The sequence below is a fragment of the Priestia sp. J2 genome, assembly GCF_020790095.1.
Classification (GTDB): domain Bacteria; phylum Bacillota; class Bacilli; order Bacillales; family Bacillaceae_H; genus Priestia; species Priestia zanthoxyli.
In genome coordinates this window covers 3,118,594-3,136,318 of the sequence record NZ_CP086208.1, presented here as the reverse complement: position 1 = coordinate 3,136,318, position 17,725 = coordinate 3,118,594, and the positions used below count along the sequence as shown (strand labels likewise).

Annotated in this window: 19 protein-coding genes; 15 read left to right on the top strand and 4 right to left on the bottom strand. The window is 38.4% G+C overall.

Features of this window, described 5'->3' with window-relative positions; all coding sequences use genetic code 11:
• Positions 1-479: 479 nt before the first annotated feature.
• The 6 genes from LJY09_RS15955 (at position 480) to qoxD (ending at position 6,143) form a co-directional block, all read left to right on the top strand.
• On the top strand, positions 480-827 hold the full coding sequence (locus LJY09_RS15955; RefSeq protein WP_028409228.1) for a rhodanese-like domain-containing protein: 348 nt from the start codon (positions 480-482) through the stop codon (positions 825-827).
• 307 nt (positions 828-1,134) lie between these two features.
• Entirely contained in the window at positions 1,135-1,713 is a 579-nt protein-coding gene (locus tag LJY09_RS15950; RefSeq protein WP_013057828.1) for a hypothetical protein, read from the top strand.
• Between the two features lie 566 nt (positions 1,714-2,279).
• Positions 2,280-3,233, top strand: a complete 954-nt coding sequence (gene qoxA, locus LJY09_RS15945) for a cytochrome aa3 quinol oxidase subunit II (RefSeq protein WP_013057827.1) — start codon at positions 2,280-2,282, stop codon at positions 3,231-3,233.
• 46 nt (positions 3,234-3,279) lie between these two features.
• Positions 3,280-5,223, top strand: a complete 1,944-nt coding sequence (qoxB, locus tag LJY09_RS15940; protein WP_013083896.1) for a cytochrome aa3 quinol oxidase subunit I — start codon at positions 3,280-3,282, stop codon at positions 5,221-5,223.
• Entirely contained in the window at positions 5,223-5,831 is a 609-nt protein-coding gene (gene qoxC, locus LJY09_RS15935) for a cytochrome aa3 quinol oxidase subunit III (RefSeq protein ID WP_013057825.1), read from the top strand. The genes qoxB and qoxC overlap by 1 nt, the downstream gene beginning before the upstream one ends.
• Before the next feature lie 3 nt (positions 5,832-5,834).
• The gene (gene qoxD / locus LJY09_RS15930; RefSeq protein ID WP_013057824.1) at positions 5,835-6,143 is read left to right on the top strand and encodes a cytochrome aa3 quinol oxidase subunit IV; all 309 of its coding nucleotides are present in this window, start codon (positions 5,835-5,837) and stop codon (positions 6,141-6,143) included.
• A 29-nt stretch (positions 6,144-6,172) separates the two neighbouring features.
• Here qoxD and LJY09_RS15925 read toward each other — a convergent pair whose 3' ends face one another.
• Positions 6,173-6,511 carry a hypothetical protein gene (locus LJY09_RS15925; RefSeq protein ID WP_028414424.1) on the bottom strand — a complete coding sequence of 113 codons (339 nt, stop codon included), beginning with the start codon at positions 6,509-6,511 and terminating at the stop codon, positions 6,173-6,175.
• Position 6,512: 1 nt separating this feature from the next.
• The gene (locus LJY09_RS15920; RefSeq protein WP_025751115.1) at positions 6,513-7,292 is read right to left on the bottom strand and encodes an undecaprenyl-diphosphate phosphatase; all 780 of its coding nucleotides are present in this window, start codon (positions 7,290-7,292) and stop codon (positions 6,513-6,515) included.
• A gap of 181 nt (positions 7,293-7,473) precedes the next feature.
• Here LJY09_RS15920 and LJY09_RS15915 point away from each other — a divergent pair, with 181 nt between their 5' ends.
• The 3 genes from LJY09_RS15915 (at position 7,474) to LJY09_RS15905 (ending at position 9,492) form a co-directional block, all read left to right on the top strand.
• A complete protein-coding gene (locus LJY09_RS15915) occupies positions 7,474-7,887 on the top strand; it encodes a hypothetical protein (protein ID WP_228307323.1) in 414 nt (137 codons plus the stop codon).
• A gap of 101 nt (positions 7,888-7,988) precedes the next feature.
• A complete protein-coding gene (locus LJY09_RS15910; protein WP_028414422.1) occupies positions 7,989-8,531 on the top strand; it encodes a GNAT family N-acetyltransferase in 543 nt (180 codons plus the stop codon).
• A gap of 133 nt (positions 8,532-8,664) precedes the next feature.
• The gene (locus LJY09_RS15905; RefSeq protein WP_028414421.1) at positions 8,665-9,492 is read left to right on the top strand and encodes an LCP family protein; all 828 of its coding nucleotides are present in this window, start codon (positions 8,665-8,667) and stop codon (positions 9,490-9,492) included.
• A gap of 34 nt (positions 9,493-9,526) precedes the next feature.
• On the opposite strand, the gene LJY09_RS15900 is transcribed toward LJY09_RS15905, so the two are convergent.
• Complete coding sequence (locus tag LJY09_RS15900) at positions 9,527-9,790, bottom strand: hypothetical protein (protein WP_013057818.1); 264 nt, start codon at positions 9,788-9,790, stop codon at positions 9,527-9,529.
• Positions 9,791-10,203: 413 nt separating this feature from the next.
• On the opposite strand from LJY09_RS15900, the gene hutI reads away from it, so the two are divergent.
• Together hutI and LJY09_RS15890 are read left to right on the top strand one after the other, a co-directional pair.
• On the top strand, positions 10,204-11,481 hold the full coding sequence (gene hutI / locus LJY09_RS15895) for an imidazolonepropionase (RefSeq protein WP_099331128.1): 1,278 nt from the start codon (positions 10,204-10,206) through the stop codon (positions 11,479-11,481).
• A 75-nt stretch (positions 11,482-11,556) separates the two neighbouring features.
• Positions 11,557-11,931: a DUF7674 family protein gene (locus LJY09_RS15890; RefSeq protein ID WP_099331127.1), complete on the top strand. Its 375-nt coding sequence runs from the start codon at positions 11,557-11,559 to the stop codon at positions 11,929-11,931.
• Positions 11,932-11,978: 47 nt separating this feature from the next.
• Here LJY09_RS15890 and LJY09_RS15885 read toward each other — a convergent pair whose 3' ends face one another.
• A complete protein-coding gene (locus tag LJY09_RS15885) occupies positions 11,979-12,272 on the bottom strand; it encodes a DUF3817 domain-containing protein (protein WP_013083888.1) in 294 nt (97 codons plus the stop codon).
• Positions 12,273-12,531: 259 nt separating this feature from the next.
• Here LJY09_RS15885 and LJY09_RS15880 point away from each other — a divergent pair, with 259 nt between their 5' ends.
• The 4 genes from LJY09_RS15880 (at position 12,532) to LJY09_RS15865 (ending at position 17,719) form a co-directional block, all read left to right on the top strand.
• Complete coding sequence (locus tag LJY09_RS15880; protein WP_028414418.1) at positions 12,532-13,107, top strand: TetR/AcrR family transcriptional regulator; 576 nt, start codon at positions 12,532-12,534, stop codon at positions 13,105-13,107.
• A gap of 33 nt (positions 13,108-13,140) precedes the next feature.
• Positions 13,141-13,590, top strand: a complete 450-nt coding sequence (locus LJY09_RS15875; RefSeq protein ID WP_028414417.1) for a DUF6188 family protein — start codon at positions 13,141-13,143, stop codon at positions 13,588-13,590.
• 122 nt (positions 13,591-13,712) lie between these two features.
• Positions 13,713-16,751: an efflux RND transporter permease subunit gene (locus LJY09_RS15870; protein ID WP_028414416.1), complete on the top strand. Its 3,039-nt coding sequence runs from the start codon at positions 13,713-13,715 to the stop codon at positions 16,749-16,751.
• Between the two features lie 245 nt (positions 16,752-16,996).
• Positions 16,997-17,719 (top strand): GDSL-type esterase/lipase family protein, encoded by a 723-nt coding sequence (locus tag LJY09_RS15865; RefSeq protein WP_155010014.1) that lies wholly within the window; start codon positions 16,997-16,999, stop codon positions 17,717-17,719.
• The last annotated feature ends 6 nt before the right edge of the window (positions 17,720-17,725 follow it).

Sequence of the window (17,725 nt, the reverse complement as noted above, 5' to 3'; positions counted from 1 at the left end):
CTAGAAAAGGAAAGCTTTCGTCTCCGAAGCTTTCCTTTTTTTGTGTATATCGCATTTCTAAGTTAACTCGTATTTTCCTGAGCCAATCACAATATAGTCTTTCGCTTCACGTGTTCATACTATCCTATCTCGCATCCTTCGTTTTTAGAATCATTTTTCTGACGTTCTTGCAACACTGGGTCTACTATATTACTCATAAGCGAACCTCAGCCTTAACGGGAAAGAAAAGGGGAAATGAAGATAAAAATTCTGCGTTTCTTCATTATAATAAGAAAAAACGATCTGTTTACTAGTATTTAAATCTTTCGAAAAATCAAAATAAATAATGATTGATTTCGTCACTTTATTGTGGTTTCATAATAAAGTGTAAAAAGACCATTTTTCTTTCAGAGAGAAATGAGATAGAGTACTTCTGTGTTGATTCTTTCTTTTGAATATAGTATACATACAGGGGTATAGAAATTAATTGGGAGGAAAACATGGCGATATTATATATGAGCATAGGTATTTTACTTTTATTAATTTGTTACAGTTTTTATAAACGCTATGTGCCGGTGCAAGGAATAAAGAAAGTGACGACCGCCGACTGTGCTTCTACAACGATTTCGTATGTAGATGTTCGTCATTTTCATGAAATGAAACAAAACCCCTGTCAAAAAGCAATCCATATTCCGCTTCCTTATTTAGAGAGACAGCATGAGGAAATTCCATATAAAGAAGTGGTCGTAATTGTTCCTGACAGCATTTCCCGAAATTTAAGCATTCGGCAGCTAAAAAAACATGGATATCAGGTCAAAGGATACATGTGTGCGGAAAGATGTGTATAATAAAAAAACGGCAAATAAGCCTTAAACGACTTTGATATAGAAGGATATAATAGATAAGCTAAGCGATACTCATTTCAAAATGGGTATCTTTTTTTGCTTTAAGGATTAAGAAGGGGAGTGGAGATCGGTTTCTTTTGGTTCAACAGCTACTGAGTCTTTTAGCGTATTTTTATGACAAAAGGTTTGAAAAATTCCTTTTGTGGTAAAAAAAAACGTAGTTCTACTAGTGCATAGACAGAGGTTTAATAGGAAGTTATAATTTAGGCAATTACATAAAAGGGGAGTAAGCTAAGGAAGGTGAATAGATGTGCGAAAGATAAAGCGGTTGCTATTTCTGTTCATTTGTATAGCGGTTGTAATTGTTGCGTATGAGATGATTCGATATCCGATTGAAAACAATGCTGCAAGTGTGCAGCAGCATTTGCGAAATTGGGAGCATAAAGAAAGTATTGATGGTTCTGCAAGGATTACGCTGCAAGATTTTAAACGGGTTGATCACTCTAATACATACATAGCCTTATTCTCCATACCTGGTGATAAAGAAGGAATGGCCGTATTGAAGCAAGGATGGAACAAACGCCTGCGTATTGAAGTCAGTACCAAAATGAGCAATTTAGTGGATTATGATGATATCCATACAAATAAAGGTACATATGCGCTGTTTACAGGAACAAATAGAAGTAAACAAATTGAGCGCGTAAAGGCGGCTTTGGTGCACGATACATATACAATTGATGCCGCGGTTCCAAAAAGTGATTATTTTGTGCTGTATGAAAAAATACCGAGTCATATTAAACATCCGTTTCCAGCAACGACAACGCTGCTAGATAAAGCAGGGGATGATATCACGGTTAAAGAATTTATGGACCAAGAGCTGCGTGAATAACACGTGGCTTTTTTCTATAATAAAAAGCTTTTTAAAAAAATTCACGTTTTGTTCATATTTTCGAAAGAAAGAATTTTAAGCAAAAAAATCAAATATTTGCTACAAAACAAAGGGGAATTAACGGGCAAAATAAGTTTCATACAGGGCGTCACATTTTCTTTGAAAATTTGTCACAAAATATTCAATTATGTCGATGTGTATTGATATATCAATGTTGAAGCAAACATGCAAAGCTAATTTTGCAGTTATTCCTAAAGAAATAGTTAAGAAATGGGAGCTGAATCCTTTTATTTACATTTATTCATACCAAATTATGTGATAGAATATCGCAAGGTTGAAGCACTCTAACCCCATTGGTACAGTCACTATATTAGAATATTTTTAATATAAAAAAATAAAGCAAAAGGGACGAAAAAAATGTCATTTTGTATTACAATAGTAGTGGCCTACAAATAAGGGGGAAGAGAGTCTGTATAAAAATGTCGTTATCTAGCGAAAGATAGCGCATTTTGAATGTTCATCAATATAGGCTTCGCATCATGTGTTGTTAGAAAGGAGAGTTTTAAGTGAAACCAAAAAAAGGATTTTGGAAGCTAGTAGGTTTACTATCTGCGCTTTCACTAGTATTTTTGAGCGGTTGTTCAAAACTTGCTGTATTGAACCCGCAAGGTCCTGTTGCAAAAACGCAATCTGATTTAATCATTTGGTCTATGTGGATGATGTTGATCGTGGTTGTTGTCGTATTTGCTATTTTTATATTTGTTCTTGTCAAATATCGTGAAAAACCTGAAAACATGGACTATGAGCCACCTGAGCAAGAAGGTAACTTAAAGATGGAGGTTATTTGGACAGCATTCCCAATCATCATCTTAATTCTATTAGCAGTGCCAACTGTTAAAGCGATCTACTCTGCAGAAGAAGTACCGGCAGAATCAAAGGATAAAGATCCAATCGTGATTCACGTTACATCTGCAAACTGGAAATGGATTTTCAGTTATCCGGAACAAAATATCGAGACGGTTAACTACGTAAACATTCCAGCAGATACGCCAGTGAAATTTGAGTTAACGGCTCAAGGACCTATGAACTCATTCTGGGTACCAGAACTTGGCGGACAAAAATATTCGATGAACAATATGTCAATGCCATTATACTTAGAAGCTGATAAGCCTGGTTCTTATATGGGACGTAGTGCTAACTTCTCGGGTGAACATTTCACTCAAATGCAGTTCGAAGTTCAAGCTCAAACGGACAAAGACTTCAAAGAGTGGGTTAGTGACGTAAAAGGTACAGCTGGTAAATTGACTGAAAAGAAATATGATCAAATCCTAAGCCCAGGCGTTGTTGGTCGTCAAACTTACAACGGTACACATTTAAAATGGATTGACCATGCAAAAGATGTATACATTCCTGGCAAAGAGCTAGAACGTGGTACAGGACATGATCACAGCAAGATGAAAGAAGACGAAAAAACGAGTAATGAAGAAATGGAAAACATGGATCACTCAAATCATGAATAACATTCATTTATTACACTAAATAACGTAATGATTGGGGGAAGACATAATGAAGCTAGATGAATTTTTCGTCACTGGCGAACCTATGATTTACGCTGCTGACGCAGCAATCGCTATGACGGTCATCGGTATCGTTTTTGTCTTAACATATTTCAAGAAATGGAAATGGTTATGGACAGAATGGTTAACAACAGTTGACCATAAAAGACTCGGTGTCATGTACATCCTTTCAGCTGTATTAATGCTTTTCCGCGGCGGAATTGATGGAATCATGATGCGTATGCAGCTTGCATTCCCGGGTATGAACATTTTAGATGAACATCACTACAACGGAGTCTTCACGGCTCACGGTGTTATCATGATCTTATTCATGGCAATGCCATTTATTATCGGACTAATGAACGTAATCGTTCCATTACAAATTGGTGCGCGTGACGTAGCATATCCGTTCTTAAACGCAATCAGTTTCTGGACATTCTTTATGGGAGCAATGCTATTTAACCTTTCTTTCGTAATCGGAGGAGCTCCTGATGCAGGTTGGACAAGTTACTTCCCGCTTGCAGGTAAAGAATTCAGTGAGGGTATCGGAAATAACTTCTATGCCGTTTCACTACAGATTGCTGGTGCTGGTACATTAATGACTGGTATCAACTTCTTTGTAACAATTTTAAAAATGCGTGCCCCTGGCATGACAATGATGAAAATGCCAATGTTTACTTGGTCAATCTTCATCACATCAATTATTATCATTTTCGCGTTCCCTGTATTAACAGTAGCGCTTGCACTTATGACACTTGACCGTGTATTCGGAACAGCCTTCTTTACAATGGCTAACGGCGGTCTTCCAATGATGTGGGCTAACTTATTCTGGATTTGGGGTCACCCTGAAGTATATATCGTTATTTTACCGGTATTCGGTGTCTTCTCAGAAGTTATCAGTACACATTCTCGTAAGAACTTATTCGGTTATAAAGCAATGGTAGTATCAATGGTCGGTATCGCATTCTTAAGTTACCTTGTATGGGTGCATCACTTCTTTACAATGGGTAACTCACCGTCAGTTAACTCGTTCTTCTCAATCACAACGATGTTAATTGCAGTACCAACCGGAGTTAAAATCTTTAACTGGCTCTTTACAATGTATAAAGGGCGTATCAAATTTACGACTGCGATGCTTTGGTCATTAGCGTTTATTCCAAACTTCGTAATCGGTGGGGTAACAGGGGTTATGCTTGCGATGGCATCAGCCGATTATCAATATCATAACAGTTACTTCCTAATCGCTCACTTCCACTATGTATTAATCTCTGGTACAGTGTTTGGCTGTTTCGCAGGTTTATACTTCTGGTATCCGAAAATTTTCGGTCACACGTTGAACGAAAAATTAGGAAAAATTTCATTCTGGATTTTTGTTGTTGGATTTAACGTATGTTTCTTCCCACAATTCTTCCTAGGTTTAGACGGTATGACTCGTCGTATGCAAACTTATGCAGACAACCTTGGCTGGAACGGATTAAACTTAGTTTCAACAATCGGTGCATTCTTAATGGGTCTTGGCTTCTTCGTATTAGTAGTTAACTTATTATACAGTGCATGGAAAAACAAACGCGACACTGCAAACGATCCTTGGGATGGTCGTACACTTGAGTGGTGGACTAAATCACCAGTTCAAGCTTACAACTTTGCAGTAATTCCTCATGTGAAAGAAATGGATGCATTCTGGCACATGAAAAAACGTAATGAAACAGAAATTAAAGCAGAAGACTTAAAACCAATTCACTTACCAAGCAACTCTGGTGTGCCGTTTATCTCAGGTATTTTCTGGTTTATCGGTGGATTTGGCTTAGTATTTGAATGGATTCCAATGGCAATCGTTGGATTAGCAGGTATTTTTGCTTGTATGCTTGCTCGTTCATTTGATTATGATCCGGGCTTCTATGTAAAAGTAGATGAAATCAAGAAGGTTGAAGGAATTACAGGGGGTGACAAATAATGGCAGGACATTTAGATAAATCATTGCCGTTAGAATACCAAGAAGAACAAAGTCGCCTGAATATCCTTGGATTCTGGATTTTCTTAGGTGCCGAGATCGCGTTGTTCTCTACGCTGTTCGTAACGTACTTAACGTACCATACACGTACAGCGGGTGGCCCTACTGCAGAAGAACTGTTCGTTGTTAAAGATTTTATGATCGAAACGCTGTTACTACTATTCAGTAGTTTCACGATGGGAATTGCCATCTTTAAAATGCGTAATAATGATTTAAAAGGACTTTTAGTTTGGTTTGTTATTACACTTGTTCTTGGTGGAGGATTCCTTTTCTACGAAATTCGTGAGTTTTACATGTACGCAGTTCACGAAGGTGCAACAATGCAAACAAGTGCCTTCTTATCAGGGTTCTTTACACTACTTGGAACGCACGGTCTTCACGTAACAGTCGGTGTATTCTGGGCAATCAGTATTATTATTCAATTAGTAAGACGAGGATTAACACCAGTTACTGCTCGTAAAGTATTTATTATCGGTTTATACTGGCATTTCCTTGATGTTGTATGGATCTTCATCTTCACGCTTGTATACTTGAACGGATTGGTGGGATAAGACATGGAAAATAAACAAGGCCAAAAAGCAGGTTTTCCGCTTAGTCATGTATTTGGGCTTATCCTTTCACTAGCCTTAACATTCGCAGCGCTTGGTTTAGTAGTGCTAGCTGATCTATCAAGAAGCATTACGATGACTCTTATCATGATCCTAGCGTTATTACAAGCAGCAATGCAGCTAGTAATGTTCATGCACATGACTGAAAGTGAAAATGGTAAAGTACAGGTTGCAAATATTCTTTACAGTTTCTTTATTGCACTTTGTATCGTTGTTGGTACACTGTGGATTCTTGCAGCTCACTTTAACCATTAAAAATAAAACCACTTACTTCGGTAAGTGGTTTATTTTTTTTCATTCAGTTTATATTTCAACGTTTGATATTCTCCCGTAGCCACTTTTTTTACTACTTTTCCTTTATCATCTCTATAAACATTTACTTGTTCGTATACTTCAATTCGGTATCCGCCTCTTTTTTCTGTTTTAACATGAACTTCTTTGACCGACATATTTAATTGTTCCGCAGCGTCTTCATCAGCAGAAGTTTCAACAGCTCCTCCATCAAGTGAAAGGTGAGATAAGCTGTCAAACGACTGCTGGGAATTGTTATCAACATAGCTTGTCACGACTAAAATGCCGGCAAAAAACAATACTAAAAAAAGCGTCCGGACTTTTATCTTCATCTTAAAACACCCCCGTAAACTGACAAACAAGCACGACTGCACCTAATATCCAAACGTAAATCGCAAACGTTTTTAACGAATGATGCTTTAAATAATTGATCATCCATTTTACCGCTACATAACCGAATAAAGCAGATGAAAGGGTAGCGACGAATAAAAAGAAAACGGAGAGCTGCTCGACTTCACCTGTGACTACATCTTTTAACTGAAGTAACACTGCTCCGCAAATGGCCGGAGTCGACAATAAAAAGGAAAAATAAGCGGCTGTTTCACGGTCTAATTTTCGCATTAACGCAGCTACCATCGTTAAGCCAGACCTGGATACAGCAGGGAATATCGCAGCTGCTTGAAACGAGCCGATAAAAAAAGCATCTCCGTATGAAATATGATCCATTTTTTTATAGCCATTTTTTACGGAATCACCAAACCATAACAGCAGTCCCGTCGCAAGAAATTCCCAGCCGATCGTTAAGCCTGATTTAGAAATGCTGTCAAAATAGTCTTTAAACAAAAGACCAATCGCAACTGCAGGGATCGTTCCTATCACTAAAAGCCCTGTAAGCTTGCTAAACGGATGCCGAATAATATGCCATAGCTCACGCTTATAAAAGACAAACACAGCAAGCAGAGTGCCCATGTGCAGCATCGTATCTAAATACAATCCTGCATCGTCTAAGCCAAATAAGTGGCGCCCTAAATACAAATGCCCCGTGCTGCTTATCGGTAAAAACTCTGTAAGCCCCTGAATGATTCCCAAAATAAATGCTTCAAACCACGACATCTTATCACCTCATACAGCGTGTCCTTATTAGTAGTGTATAGAGGAAGTTCTGAGAACATGACAAAAACATGGAAGTATAGGCATTCATTTAGTGAAATAAATACGTAAAAATAGGTCATAGTATAAGAAGAGACGACCATTCTTATCTCCATCTCATCCACTATGGAAAGAGGTGCTTAAAATGATACGAAAATGGGTTGCTGTATGCGTCGTATTCGCTGCTTTTATTTTTCCACAAGCAGTAAGTGCTGAACAGCCAAAAGTAGAGGTGTTTCAAATTGAAACGGGCAGAGTCGTTCGTTCAACGCCCAAACCTCCAAATATTCAAAAAGAAGCCGAAAAAAGTATTGGGTCCATTACTGGTTTATATAAAAAGGCAAGTCCGCTTCCTAAAAAAGGCTATCTTGTTAAAGTACCTCTTGATCCAGCCGTGAAAATTGAAAATAGTGCGGTCAACACGCTGGCAAGTGAAGTTATTTTTGTTCTTGAACCGAACCAAAAACCGATCATGATGGTATTTGACAATGAAAATAGAACCTATTTTTTTGAATTTACTCATGATTTAACTCTTCTCAGAAAAGCATTACAGCTATAAGTCATCGAAATGATGGCTTTTTTTTACATAGACAGTTGACAGTTTATTATGATAAATGTAATATATTTAGAAAAGTCAGAAATAATAAGGGGGAGAATTATGTGATAGCTCTACGACCGTTCTCCAAAAAAGACTTTAAACAGCTAATGGATTGGATTCCCTCCGAGTCATTTATGGTGCAATGGAGCGGCTCTAGCTTTTCTTTTCCGCTTACTCCTAGACAGTTAAAACACTACATTCGATATGCAAATGAAGATGGTGCCTCTACCTATGCTTTTTCTGTAATAGATGACAATGAACAGCTTATTGGGCATATTTCCCTGGCTCATATTGATTATTATCATAAAACAGGAAGAATTGGCCGAGTGCTGCTTGGTGAAAAGTATAGAGGAAAAGGGTTTTGCGCGCACATGTTTGAAAAAGTGTTAGCTTTCGGTTTTGAAGAACTGGGCCTTCACCGAATTTCGCTCGGCGTCTTTGATTTTAACGAGCGGGCGATTCAGTCTTATGAACGAATTGGCTTTACACGCGAAGGCCTTCTTCGAGATGTCCGGCTTGTAGATGGACAGTACTGGAGCTTAATTGAAATGAGTATGCTAGAAAGTGAATGGGCACAGCGTGATGTGCATCAAAAATCAAGCTAACATCTACTAGTGAAAAGCCAGCTTCCCAACAAGCGGGCTTTTTTGACGTGTGCTTAAATTTCCTCAAAAAGGTATAAATTTTCATTCATTAAGGCATATAGAGAGTAAGTGATGTGTAAAGGAGGCCGTATGAATGAAAAAATACAAAGTAGGCGTCTTAGCGGCATGTATGTTGCTTTTAGGAACCGCTGGGTTTGGAATTGTCTATCAGCATCAAACATCTGCTAAAGAGCAGCCTCATTCGTTTAATGTACTCGTTATGGGCGTAGATGAAAGGCCAGGCGATACGGGCCGCTCAGATGTATTAATGGTGGTCAATTTAGATAAAAGCCATAATAAAGCAAAGGTTATGCCGATCCCTAGAGATACGCGCGTGCACATTGATGGAAAAGGGACGGATGAGAAAATTAACCATGCTTATCGATACGGAGGCATTCCTTTAACCGTGCGCACGGTTGAGAATTTTTTAAATATTGACGTTGACTACTATGTGAAAGTAAATATGGAGGGGTTCAAAGATGTAGTCGATGAACTTGGCGGCGTGAACGTGAATAACCCGTTTCCTTTTGTCTTTGATTCATTTATCTTTCCTGAAGGAGAAAATGCGTTGAACGGTGAAAAAGCTCTTGCCTATGTACGGATGAGACATGAAGACCCAAAAGGTGATTTAGGAAGAAACAATCGCCAGCGTCAAGTGGTGGAAGCTCTATTAGATAAAGGAATGAACATGTCAACGGTGAAAAATATCCCAAGTCTTCTCACGCTCGCAAAAAAGCATATCCAAACGAATATTGATGTCAGCGATGCATTTACGATGTATAACGTCATTAAGAATGGACGGCCTGATTTCGAAACGGTAACGGTAAAAGGAGAAGGACAAATGGTAGATGGTACATGGTATTATGTTGTAAAACCATCTGAAAAAAAGCAGCTGAGCGCTATGTTTCAACAAACCCATTAATAAAAAAGAGGGCTGAATTTTTTCAGCCCTCTTTTTATTCACCAATTTCTTCTTGACGCTGCAAGCAGGAAATTTGTTTTTTCTCTGGATGGACACCAAATGTATAGCCCCACGTTTGCAATTTATCTAGAATGATTTCGTCTTTTTTAAAGCCAAAGATCATCACTACATCTTGGTTTTCATCTAAAAGCAAATACTTTTCATCTTTGCGCCACATCGTTAAGTTTGACGCATAGAAAAGATTCCAGCCGTTATTCATGCGATGGCCGGTTGCTTGGTTTTTATAGTTGACAATCATATTTCTTCCTCCATTAGTGAATCTTTCTAAAAGTAAAACTTCAAAGAATATTATAAACGTTCTCTTCCTAGAAATCTATTATTTATCCTATTGAGGGGACCTCGCCGTGATGTTTATAAAATACATGTGATAAAAGATTTAGTATATAAGGATATATCTGTATAAAACAAGAGTCAATAAGTAAGAAAACGGAGAAAAAAAGGGTCTAAAAGCGTATATAATTGAAAAAAATATAAGTTATCTAGCTTTAAAGACTTAAAAACACGCTTTTCAGACCATGGACATGCTTTTTCGAATTTCTACCTACAAGAAAGAAGGCAGAGGTGCGAAATGTGTAGGTGAATCTAAATGAGTTTACGGTAAACATGGAGCCCCAAAACGTGGTACACGCTAGAAAAGGGGGAAATTCAACGATGTCCAAAAAAGCGCTATGGATTAAAAATGCTTCGCAAGTTGTAACGGCCAAAGAAAATAAAGGTCCTTTAGCTGGAAAAGAAATGAGAAACTTGACGGTGATTGAAAATGGCTCAGTCTGGATAGAAGGAGATCAAATTGTGACCGTAGGTACAACACAAGAGCTAGAACAAAAATATGAAAGAGACAGGAATGACGCAACGATTATTGATGCTTCTCACAAAATTGTAACTCCGGGTCTGATTGATCCCCATACACACGCTGTGTACGCTGGATCGCGTGAAGAAGAATTTTATAGGCGATTTGAAAGACCAACTTCTTACTTGGATTTATTAGAAGAAGGTGGAGGTATTCACTCCACTGTCGTTCAAACACAGGAAGAATATGCGTACCGGATTTATCAGCAGAGCTATGAGCGTCTTACGTCTTTTCTAGCTCACGGAGTCACAACTGTAGAAGTGAAAAGCGGATATGGCTTAGAACTAAAAACAGAACTAAAGCAGCTGCAAATCGCTAAAATGCTGAATGATACACACACAGTTGATGTCATAAGCACCTTCTTAGGAGCACACGTCGTACCTTTAGCATATAAAAGAGATACGCAGAAATACGTCAATTTACTTATTCACGAAATGATTCCTCAAATTTCTTCTTATAAGCTCGCAGCATTTAATGATGCTGTATGTCTTCCAAATGCTTTTTCATTCCAACAATGTCAAGAAATACTCGAAGCCGGGAAAAGCCATGGCATGCTTCCTAAAATACATGCCGACCCCTTTGAATACTGCAGAGGAGCAGAGCTCGCAGCAGAGGTAGGAGCGATATCAGCAGATTATCTTTTGTATGCTTCTGATGAAGGATTAAAGAAACTGGCTGAAAAACGGATCGTAGCCACACTTTTACCGGGAAACTCCTTATTTGTTGGAATGAAATGGCCAGATGCTAGAAAAATGATCGATTTAGGCGTTCCGGTTACTCTTTCTACAGACTGCAATCCAGGTTCATCTCCAACGACTTCACAGCAATTTGTGATGAACCTGGCATGTATGAATATGAACATGAGTCCTGAAGAAGTGCTTGTAGCCACAACTATTAACGCAGCTCATGCTATTAACCAAGGAGATAAGATTGGGAGTATTGAAGCCGGAAAACAAGCTGACTTAGCGATTTTTAATGTCTCTAGTTATCGAACCCTTCAATATCAGTATGGTTTGAATCATATTGATAGCGTAGTGAAAAAAGGAGAAGTAGTTGTAGAAAACGGTAAAGTTTTGTAAAACAAGTTTATAGAAAAAGAGAAAAGGGTAAAGAATAGAGAATTTGTCACACATGCAAAGGCAGGGAATTTAGATATGATTACAAAACAAAAGGTTATTCCATTACTAAAAGAAGCTTGCCCATCTTTTGAGCCAAGCGAAGAAATCAACTTCAACGATAAAGAAGAGCTGCAGCATGAATTAAGCCGAGTAGCGGGTCATTTGATCTCTCTTGAATATAACGGCCAGCTCGAACGTGAACCGGATGTGTTTGAAGCGATTGAACAGCTGTATATAGAAGGTGAATCTGATGTGAAAGAAGCTGTTACAACGGGACTCTTTCAAGCAATGCATGAAATGATTATAGATCAGCAAATTAGTCCAGAAGAAATTGGAATGCTATTAAAACCTCACTCACTGAAGTGGTGGAAAACGATTGACCACTTTAGCGAAAATAGTGCGGAACAGTAAGAAAAAAGAACGTCATGGAAACATGATGTCCGTGACGTTCTTTTCTTTTACTGTTCTTTTTTCAGCTGGCGCTCTAAAATGAAAGGACCAAACGGAATAACCGACATAAGAAATGCAAATAAAGATCGGCCGATTGACCATTTATGAGCGAATTTTACATGAACGACTGCAAGGGCATACAGCACAAAAAGTGCACCGTGTGCTGCGCCTACAACTGATACAGCTTCGGGTATGCCTGCTGCATATTTTAGCGGCATAGCAATGCCAAGCAGCAGTAAAAATGAAATTCCTTCTAAAATTCCTACTAAGCGCAGGCGACCGATTGGTGATGTAAGAACCATGTTTTCTCCTCCCGTAACGACGGAATAAATTTCTGTATCGATGACAAAAATGTACCATAGCAAGCTCTTCATATACAAGCATCATTTGTATCTGTCACAAAAAAGTCGAAAACGCTTTAATTTGCGCTATAGAAGTGTTGTGTTTAAAAAACTGACATACTCTTGTGATGCAATGTATAAAGAAGCACACTACGTGTTGACAAGTTATTTTAATTATTTTATATGTATAGTATCGAAAACGTATGAGAGGATTTTTATCATGACAAACCGAAAACAGCAGCGGGAGAAAATTTTAGATGCTGCTTTTGAAGTGTTCGGATCCAAAGGTTACTATGAAGCAAAAATGATTGATATTGCTAAACTAGCGGGTGTATCTAAAGGAACGCTTTATTTGTACTTTTCGTCTAAAGAGTCGCTTTATATCGCTGTTAATAATCGTTCGTTTGATGAGTTTTTGTATCATGCAAAGCGAAGAACAGATAAATGCCAAACGTTTCACGAAAAGCTCTATTCAGTTGCGAAACATCACCTGCTCTTTTTTTACGAAACTAAAAAATATCCGGACTCTTTTTGGCAAGCCCCTCACCAAATGCCAGAAATGATGGGTCGTCTTCATCAATTTTTTGAGGATTATCACGGGCTTGTTGCTAAATTGATTGAAGAGCAAAAAATAAAAAACGCTTTTTTACACTCAAAAGCGTTTTGCAGCATGTTAAATGGGTATAGGATGGATATCGTTTCCGATGATGATATAACAGAAGAAGATATCATGAACTATGCGGAGTTCATTGTGAACTTATACATTGAAGGTTGCTATTTTGAGACCCAAAAATGACTCGTCGGTACTGGTTGATAATGGAGGGATATGATGAATAACAGCAGCACAGTAATTAATTTTTCATATTTTCAAGAACAAACCGTTACCAAGGTAAACACAGACAACACCCTGCCGTTTTCTCTTGGATTTAGTAAAGGCGGACTTGTGGCAGAATGTCCATGGAGACTAAAAAACAAACGCAGCATCTTGCTTGGTCAAGCAGACTGGAAATCGCTACATTCCGCTGAGCAGCGTCAGCAAGTCGAAGCGCTGCTGCTTGGCCAGCGCATTCTCTCTATACAGTGGTATGAAGATATCGGTATACTTCGAATTGCGTTTTCTAACGGGTATGCGCTAGATATGTTTCATGACAGCTCGTTTTTTGAAGGCTGGGATTTATATGGTCAAGACGGCTTTTCCTTTATCTCGCTTCCAGGGGGAGCGTGCGACCATCAAATTTCAGTTTGTATAGACAGTTCATCAGCACATGAAAGGAGGTGAGTTTTTTTTACGAAAAACTGACCCATGGGTACTCTAAAATTGTTTAAAAAAATAAAACGGGTCTGCAGCTATTAAAGGATGAAGGCTTCTCAAATAACTTAGTTACGTAACGGAGGAAAAAGATGAATTTTTTGACGAGATTTAGTTTAAAAAATGCGGTAGCTGTGTTTATCGTTTCATTTTTACTTATTTTAGCGGGGCTATATTCATTTTCAAAACTAAAAATTGATTTACTGCCGAATATCGAATTTCCGCAGCTGTCCATTGAAGCAACGTATCCTGGGGCTTCTCCTGATGACGTAAATGAAAGTGTCACGTCGAAAATCGAAGACCAAGTAAAAGGAATTGAAGGCGTTAAAAGCGTACAAAGCGTATCATATGAAAACGTCGGTATTATTAATTTAGAATTCCCGTTTAATACGGATTTAGATAAAGTTGAACAACAAATTAACTCGTCGATAAAAGAATTAGATTTGCCAGAGTCATCAAATGTAGACGTAAACCGTTTTTCATTTGGTTCCTTCCCTATTTTCAACATTTCACTGTTTGCAAAAGATGATGCAAATCTTGAAAAAGTATTAAACGATGAAGTGATTCCTGAATTGAATAAAATTCAAGGTATTAACTCCGTCTCAGTTGGCGGTGTGAAAGAGGACCTTTTACAAATTACGGTCGATAAAGAAAAAGCAGCTCAAGCTGGTTTAACGCTTGATGGGATGAAAGAACAAATTAATCAAAAAGCCGTTTCCTTCCCAGCAGGAACATTAAACGGAAAAGAGCTTCAAATTCCAGTGCGAGTAGAAGAAAAAGTTGCCACGATCGATGCATTAAAGAAAATCCAGCTGAAATCCACGATGAACCCTGAAGCACAGCCTGTGAAACTTGGCGATATTGCCAAAGTCGAAGCCGTAACAGAACAAGGCGAATATACACGCTATGACGGCAAAGATGCGCTGTCGATGGCCATCACAAAAAAGCAAGACGCTAATACGGTTGAAGTGGCCAACGAAACGATGAAGATTTTGAAAAAATATGACGATCAGTTAGACTACGCAATTGGCTTTGACTCAGCTGACGGCATTGAAAAGTCTGTTGAAACATTAGTACGCGAAGGATTGCTCGGGGCATTATTTGCGTCACTCGCCGTGCTGATTTTCTTGCGTAACTTCCGTGCGACAATCATTGCGATTATATCGATTCCATTATCGCTGTTAGTATCAGCTATTTTCTTAAACCAGCTTGATATTTCGCTTAATATTATGACACTAGGTGGAATGGCTGTAGCCGTTGGGCGCGTAGTAGATGACAGTATTGTTGTGATTGAGAACATTTTCAGACGCGTTCGCCGTTCAGAAGAAGGCATGAGCAATGAGCTTGTCGAATCGTCCACAAAAGAGATTTTAAAAGCGATTACCTCGTCTACGATTACAACGGTTGTCGTATTCTTGCCAATCGGCTTTGTAGGAGGAATTACAGGAGAGTTCTTCTTGCCGTTTGCCTTAACAGTTGTTTTTTCACTGTTAGCATCTCTTCTTGTAGCGATTACAATCGTGCCGATTCTCGCAAAGTTTGCATTTAAAAAAGTACCGCCTGAAGAAAAAGAAGGAAAGCTGCAGCGCGGGTATGCAAAAGCGATTGCATGGTCGCTTAATCATAAAATCAAAATTTTGATTTTATCCTTTATTTTACTGTTTGGATCATTTGCGCTTGTTCCTTCACTTGGCTTTACGTTTATTCCAAATGAAGAACAAAAAATGCTTCAAGCCAACGTTCAATTACCGGCATCTACGTCCCTTGAAAAAACAAACGATGTATCCTTAAAAATTGAAAAGATGTTTGCGGACCAAAACGAAATTTCAGACGTGACAACGGAAGTTGGATCACGTGACTTTTCAACAGGTGTAAAACGTCCGAACCAAGTTGGCTATTTCTTGAATGTAAAAGAAGGCGTGAATGTCGATACGTTTATTGATAAAGTTCAAAAGAAAATGGAAAGCATCACGAAAGAAGAATCACCGAAAGCAACAGTTAATGTGCAAGAAGCATCAACAGGAGGGCCGCCTACAAATAATAACGTGACGGTTGATTTATATTCTTCTAATTTAGATGACTTGCAAAAGGCAGCTAAGCAAGTGGAAAACCACTTAAACAAAGACAAACGTCTTAAATATGTAACAAATAACTTCTCAGATAAGCAAAAGCAGCTTGTAGTAGAAGTAGATCCTGATAAAGCCGCAGAGTACGGGGTATCTGGATTTCAGCTGCTCGGTACAATCTCTGATCAAACCAAACCGGTATCGGTTGGAGACTTAAAATTGGATAATACAAAACGAGCGGTTCAGCTTTCGTACGATAAAGACCTTGCCTCAGTAAAAGAAATTAAAGACCTGCAAGTGTTTACAGAGAGAGGGCCTGTGTTAGTAAAAGATATCGCTGACGTTCGTACAATTGATACGTTCACTTCTATTCAAAAGCTCGACGGTAAAGTATTTGCGCGAGTAGAAGCAGACATCAAAGGCGATGATGTTCAAGCTGTGACCAAAGATGTTGTAGATGGAGTGAAAAAGCTAGACTTGCCGAAAGATGTGAGCTTGGATGGAGGAGGCGGAAGCGACGAGACAGTAGAAGTCTTCCAATCTCTAGGTCTAGCCATTTTAACAGCAATCGGCCTTGTGTATTTAACAATGCTCGTTACGTTTGGAAAAGCGCGTATTCCATTTATCATTTTATCGTCACTCATTTTTGTGCCAATCGGTTCGTTAGTTGGTCTTGTCATTGCAAAAGAACCGCTGTCTGTCAGCGTCATGATCGGATTCTTAATGCTGATTGGAATCGTTACAACAAACGCGATTGTGCTTGTAGATCGAATTACCCAAAATCGTGAACAAAAAGGCATGACAATCCGCGAAGCCCTTATTGAAGCTGGGAAAACGCGATTGCGTCCAATTTTAATGACGGCGTTTGCTACCATTGCTGCTTTAATCCCGCTGGCGCTTACTACGTCAAGCGGAACGCTGATTTCAAAAGGCTTAGCCATCACGGTAATTGGAGGACTTACGTCATCTACTCTTCTTACTTTAATTATTATTCCAGTTGTATACGAACTCTTCTTCGCAAGACAAGTAAAAAGAGAAAAACAGCTGGAAAAAGAAACGACATAAGAACTATTTTCTAATAGAGGAAAATATGACCATAGACTATATGTTATAATAAAAGTACGTTTTAACCCCTTATATTATAGAAAAAGAAGCGGCGCTTTCGAGCGCCGCTTCTTTTTTATGTAAAATCATTATTTACAAAAAATGATTAAATGTCTTGTATGGAGGGAAAGAGTGTTAACAGGAAGCTTTACTATATCATCGTAGAGTTATCTAAAAACCATACAAAGTACAGGAGTGTCGTTTTCGTGAGTTCAACAAAGAAAGTTGTATTTATCAGTTCCATTATTTTAAATGTCCTTTTCATAGGTGTTTTTGCTTTTTATGCAACAAGCAGCAGCGCGATGAAAAATCCGCTGTCATCTAAGGGTTCGTCTAAGCAAAGCTATAGAGACAATCCTTATTACATTGAACGGACTACTTTGTTCAAGCAATTAAGTATTCCTAAAGAGTCCATCGTATTTCTCGGTGATAGCATTACCCAGCGCTCTGAGTGGAGCGAACTTTTTCATAATAAGCAGATTGTCAATCGAGGCGTAGCCGATGATACAACTGAAGGGGTATTGCATCGTTTAAAAAGCATTACAGATGCTAAACCAAAAAAGATTTTCTTAATGATTGGCATTAACGATTTAAATGAGCAAAAATCTGTAAAAAAAACCAAAGCCAATTACGCTGAAATTCTTGAGCGTATTCATAAAGAATCACCGGATACAAAAGTCTATATTCAAAGTGTACTGCCCGTCAACAATAAAAAATGCGGCGACGCAGTGGACAATAAAGATGTTATCGCATTAAACAACTATGTAGAGCGTCTCGCTAAGAAACATAATGCTTCTTACATTGACCTGTATTCGAAAGTATCCAAAAACAATCAGTTAAAAAGTAGTTTCACGGTGGATGGTCTTCATTTAAAAGGCCAAGGCTATGCTGTTTGGAAACAAGAAGTTCAGTCATACGTTAATGAATAAAAAAGA

Excerpts from the sequence above, each read along its gene's own strand:
- LJY09_RS15875 (WP_028414417.1), top strand. The coding sequence starts at position 13,141 with ATGAATAACAGCAGCACAGTAATTAATTTTTCATATTTTCAAGAACAA.
- LJY09_RS15885 (WP_013083888.1), bottom strand. The coding sequence starts at position 12,272 with ATGGTTCTTACATCACCAATCGGTCGCCTGCGCTTAGTAGGAATTTTA.
- qoxB (WP_013083896.1), top strand. The coding sequence starts at position 3,280 with ATGAAGCTAGATGAATTTTTCGTCACTGGCGAACCTATGATTTACGCT.
- LJY09_RS15925 (WP_028414424.1), bottom strand. The coding sequence starts at position 6,511 with ATGAAGATAAAAGTCCGGACGCTTTTTTTAGTATTGTTTTTTGCCGGC.
- qoxD (WP_013057824.1), top strand. The coding sequence starts at position 5,835 with ATGGAAAATAAACAAGGCCAAAAAGCAGGTTTTCCGCTTAGTCATGTA.
- qoxC (WP_013057825.1), top strand. The coding sequence starts at position 5,223 with ATGGCAGGACATTTAGATAAATCATTGCCGTTAGAATACCAAGAAGAA.
- LJY09_RS15905 (WP_028414421.1), top strand. The coding sequence starts at position 8,665 with ATGAAAAAATACAAAGTAGGCGTCTTAGCGGCATGTATGTTGCTTTTA.
- LJY09_RS15920 (WP_025751115.1), bottom strand. The coding sequence starts at position 7,292 with ATGTCGTGGTTTGAAGCATTTATTTTGGGAATCATTCAGGGGCTTACA.
- LJY09_RS15880 (WP_028414418.1), top strand. The coding sequence starts at position 12,532 with ATGACAAACCGAAAACAGCAGCGGGAGAAAATTTTAGATGCTGCTTTT.
- LJY09_RS15900 (WP_013057818.1), bottom strand. The coding sequence starts at position 9,790 with ATGATTGTCAACTATAAAAACCAAGCAACCGGCCATCGCATGAATAAC.
- LJY09_RS15890 (WP_099331127.1), top strand. The coding sequence starts at position 11,557 with ATGATTACAAAACAAAAGGTTATTCCATTACTAAAAGAAGCTTGCCCA.
- LJY09_RS15955 (WP_028409228.1), top strand. The coding sequence starts at position 480 with ATGGCGATATTATATATGAGCATAGGTATTTTACTTTTATTAATTTGT.
- LJY09_RS15915 (WP_228307323.1), top strand. The coding sequence starts at position 7,474 with ATGATACGAAAATGGGTTGCTGTATGCGTCGTATTCGCTGCTTTTATT.
- LJY09_RS15870 (WP_028414416.1), top strand. The coding sequence starts at position 13,713 with ATGAATTTTTTGACGAGATTTAGTTTAAAAAATGCGGTAGCTGTGTTT.
- hutI (WP_099331128.1), top strand. The coding sequence starts at position 10,204 with ATGTCCAAAAAAGCGCTATGGATTAAAAATGCTTCGCAAGTTGTAACG.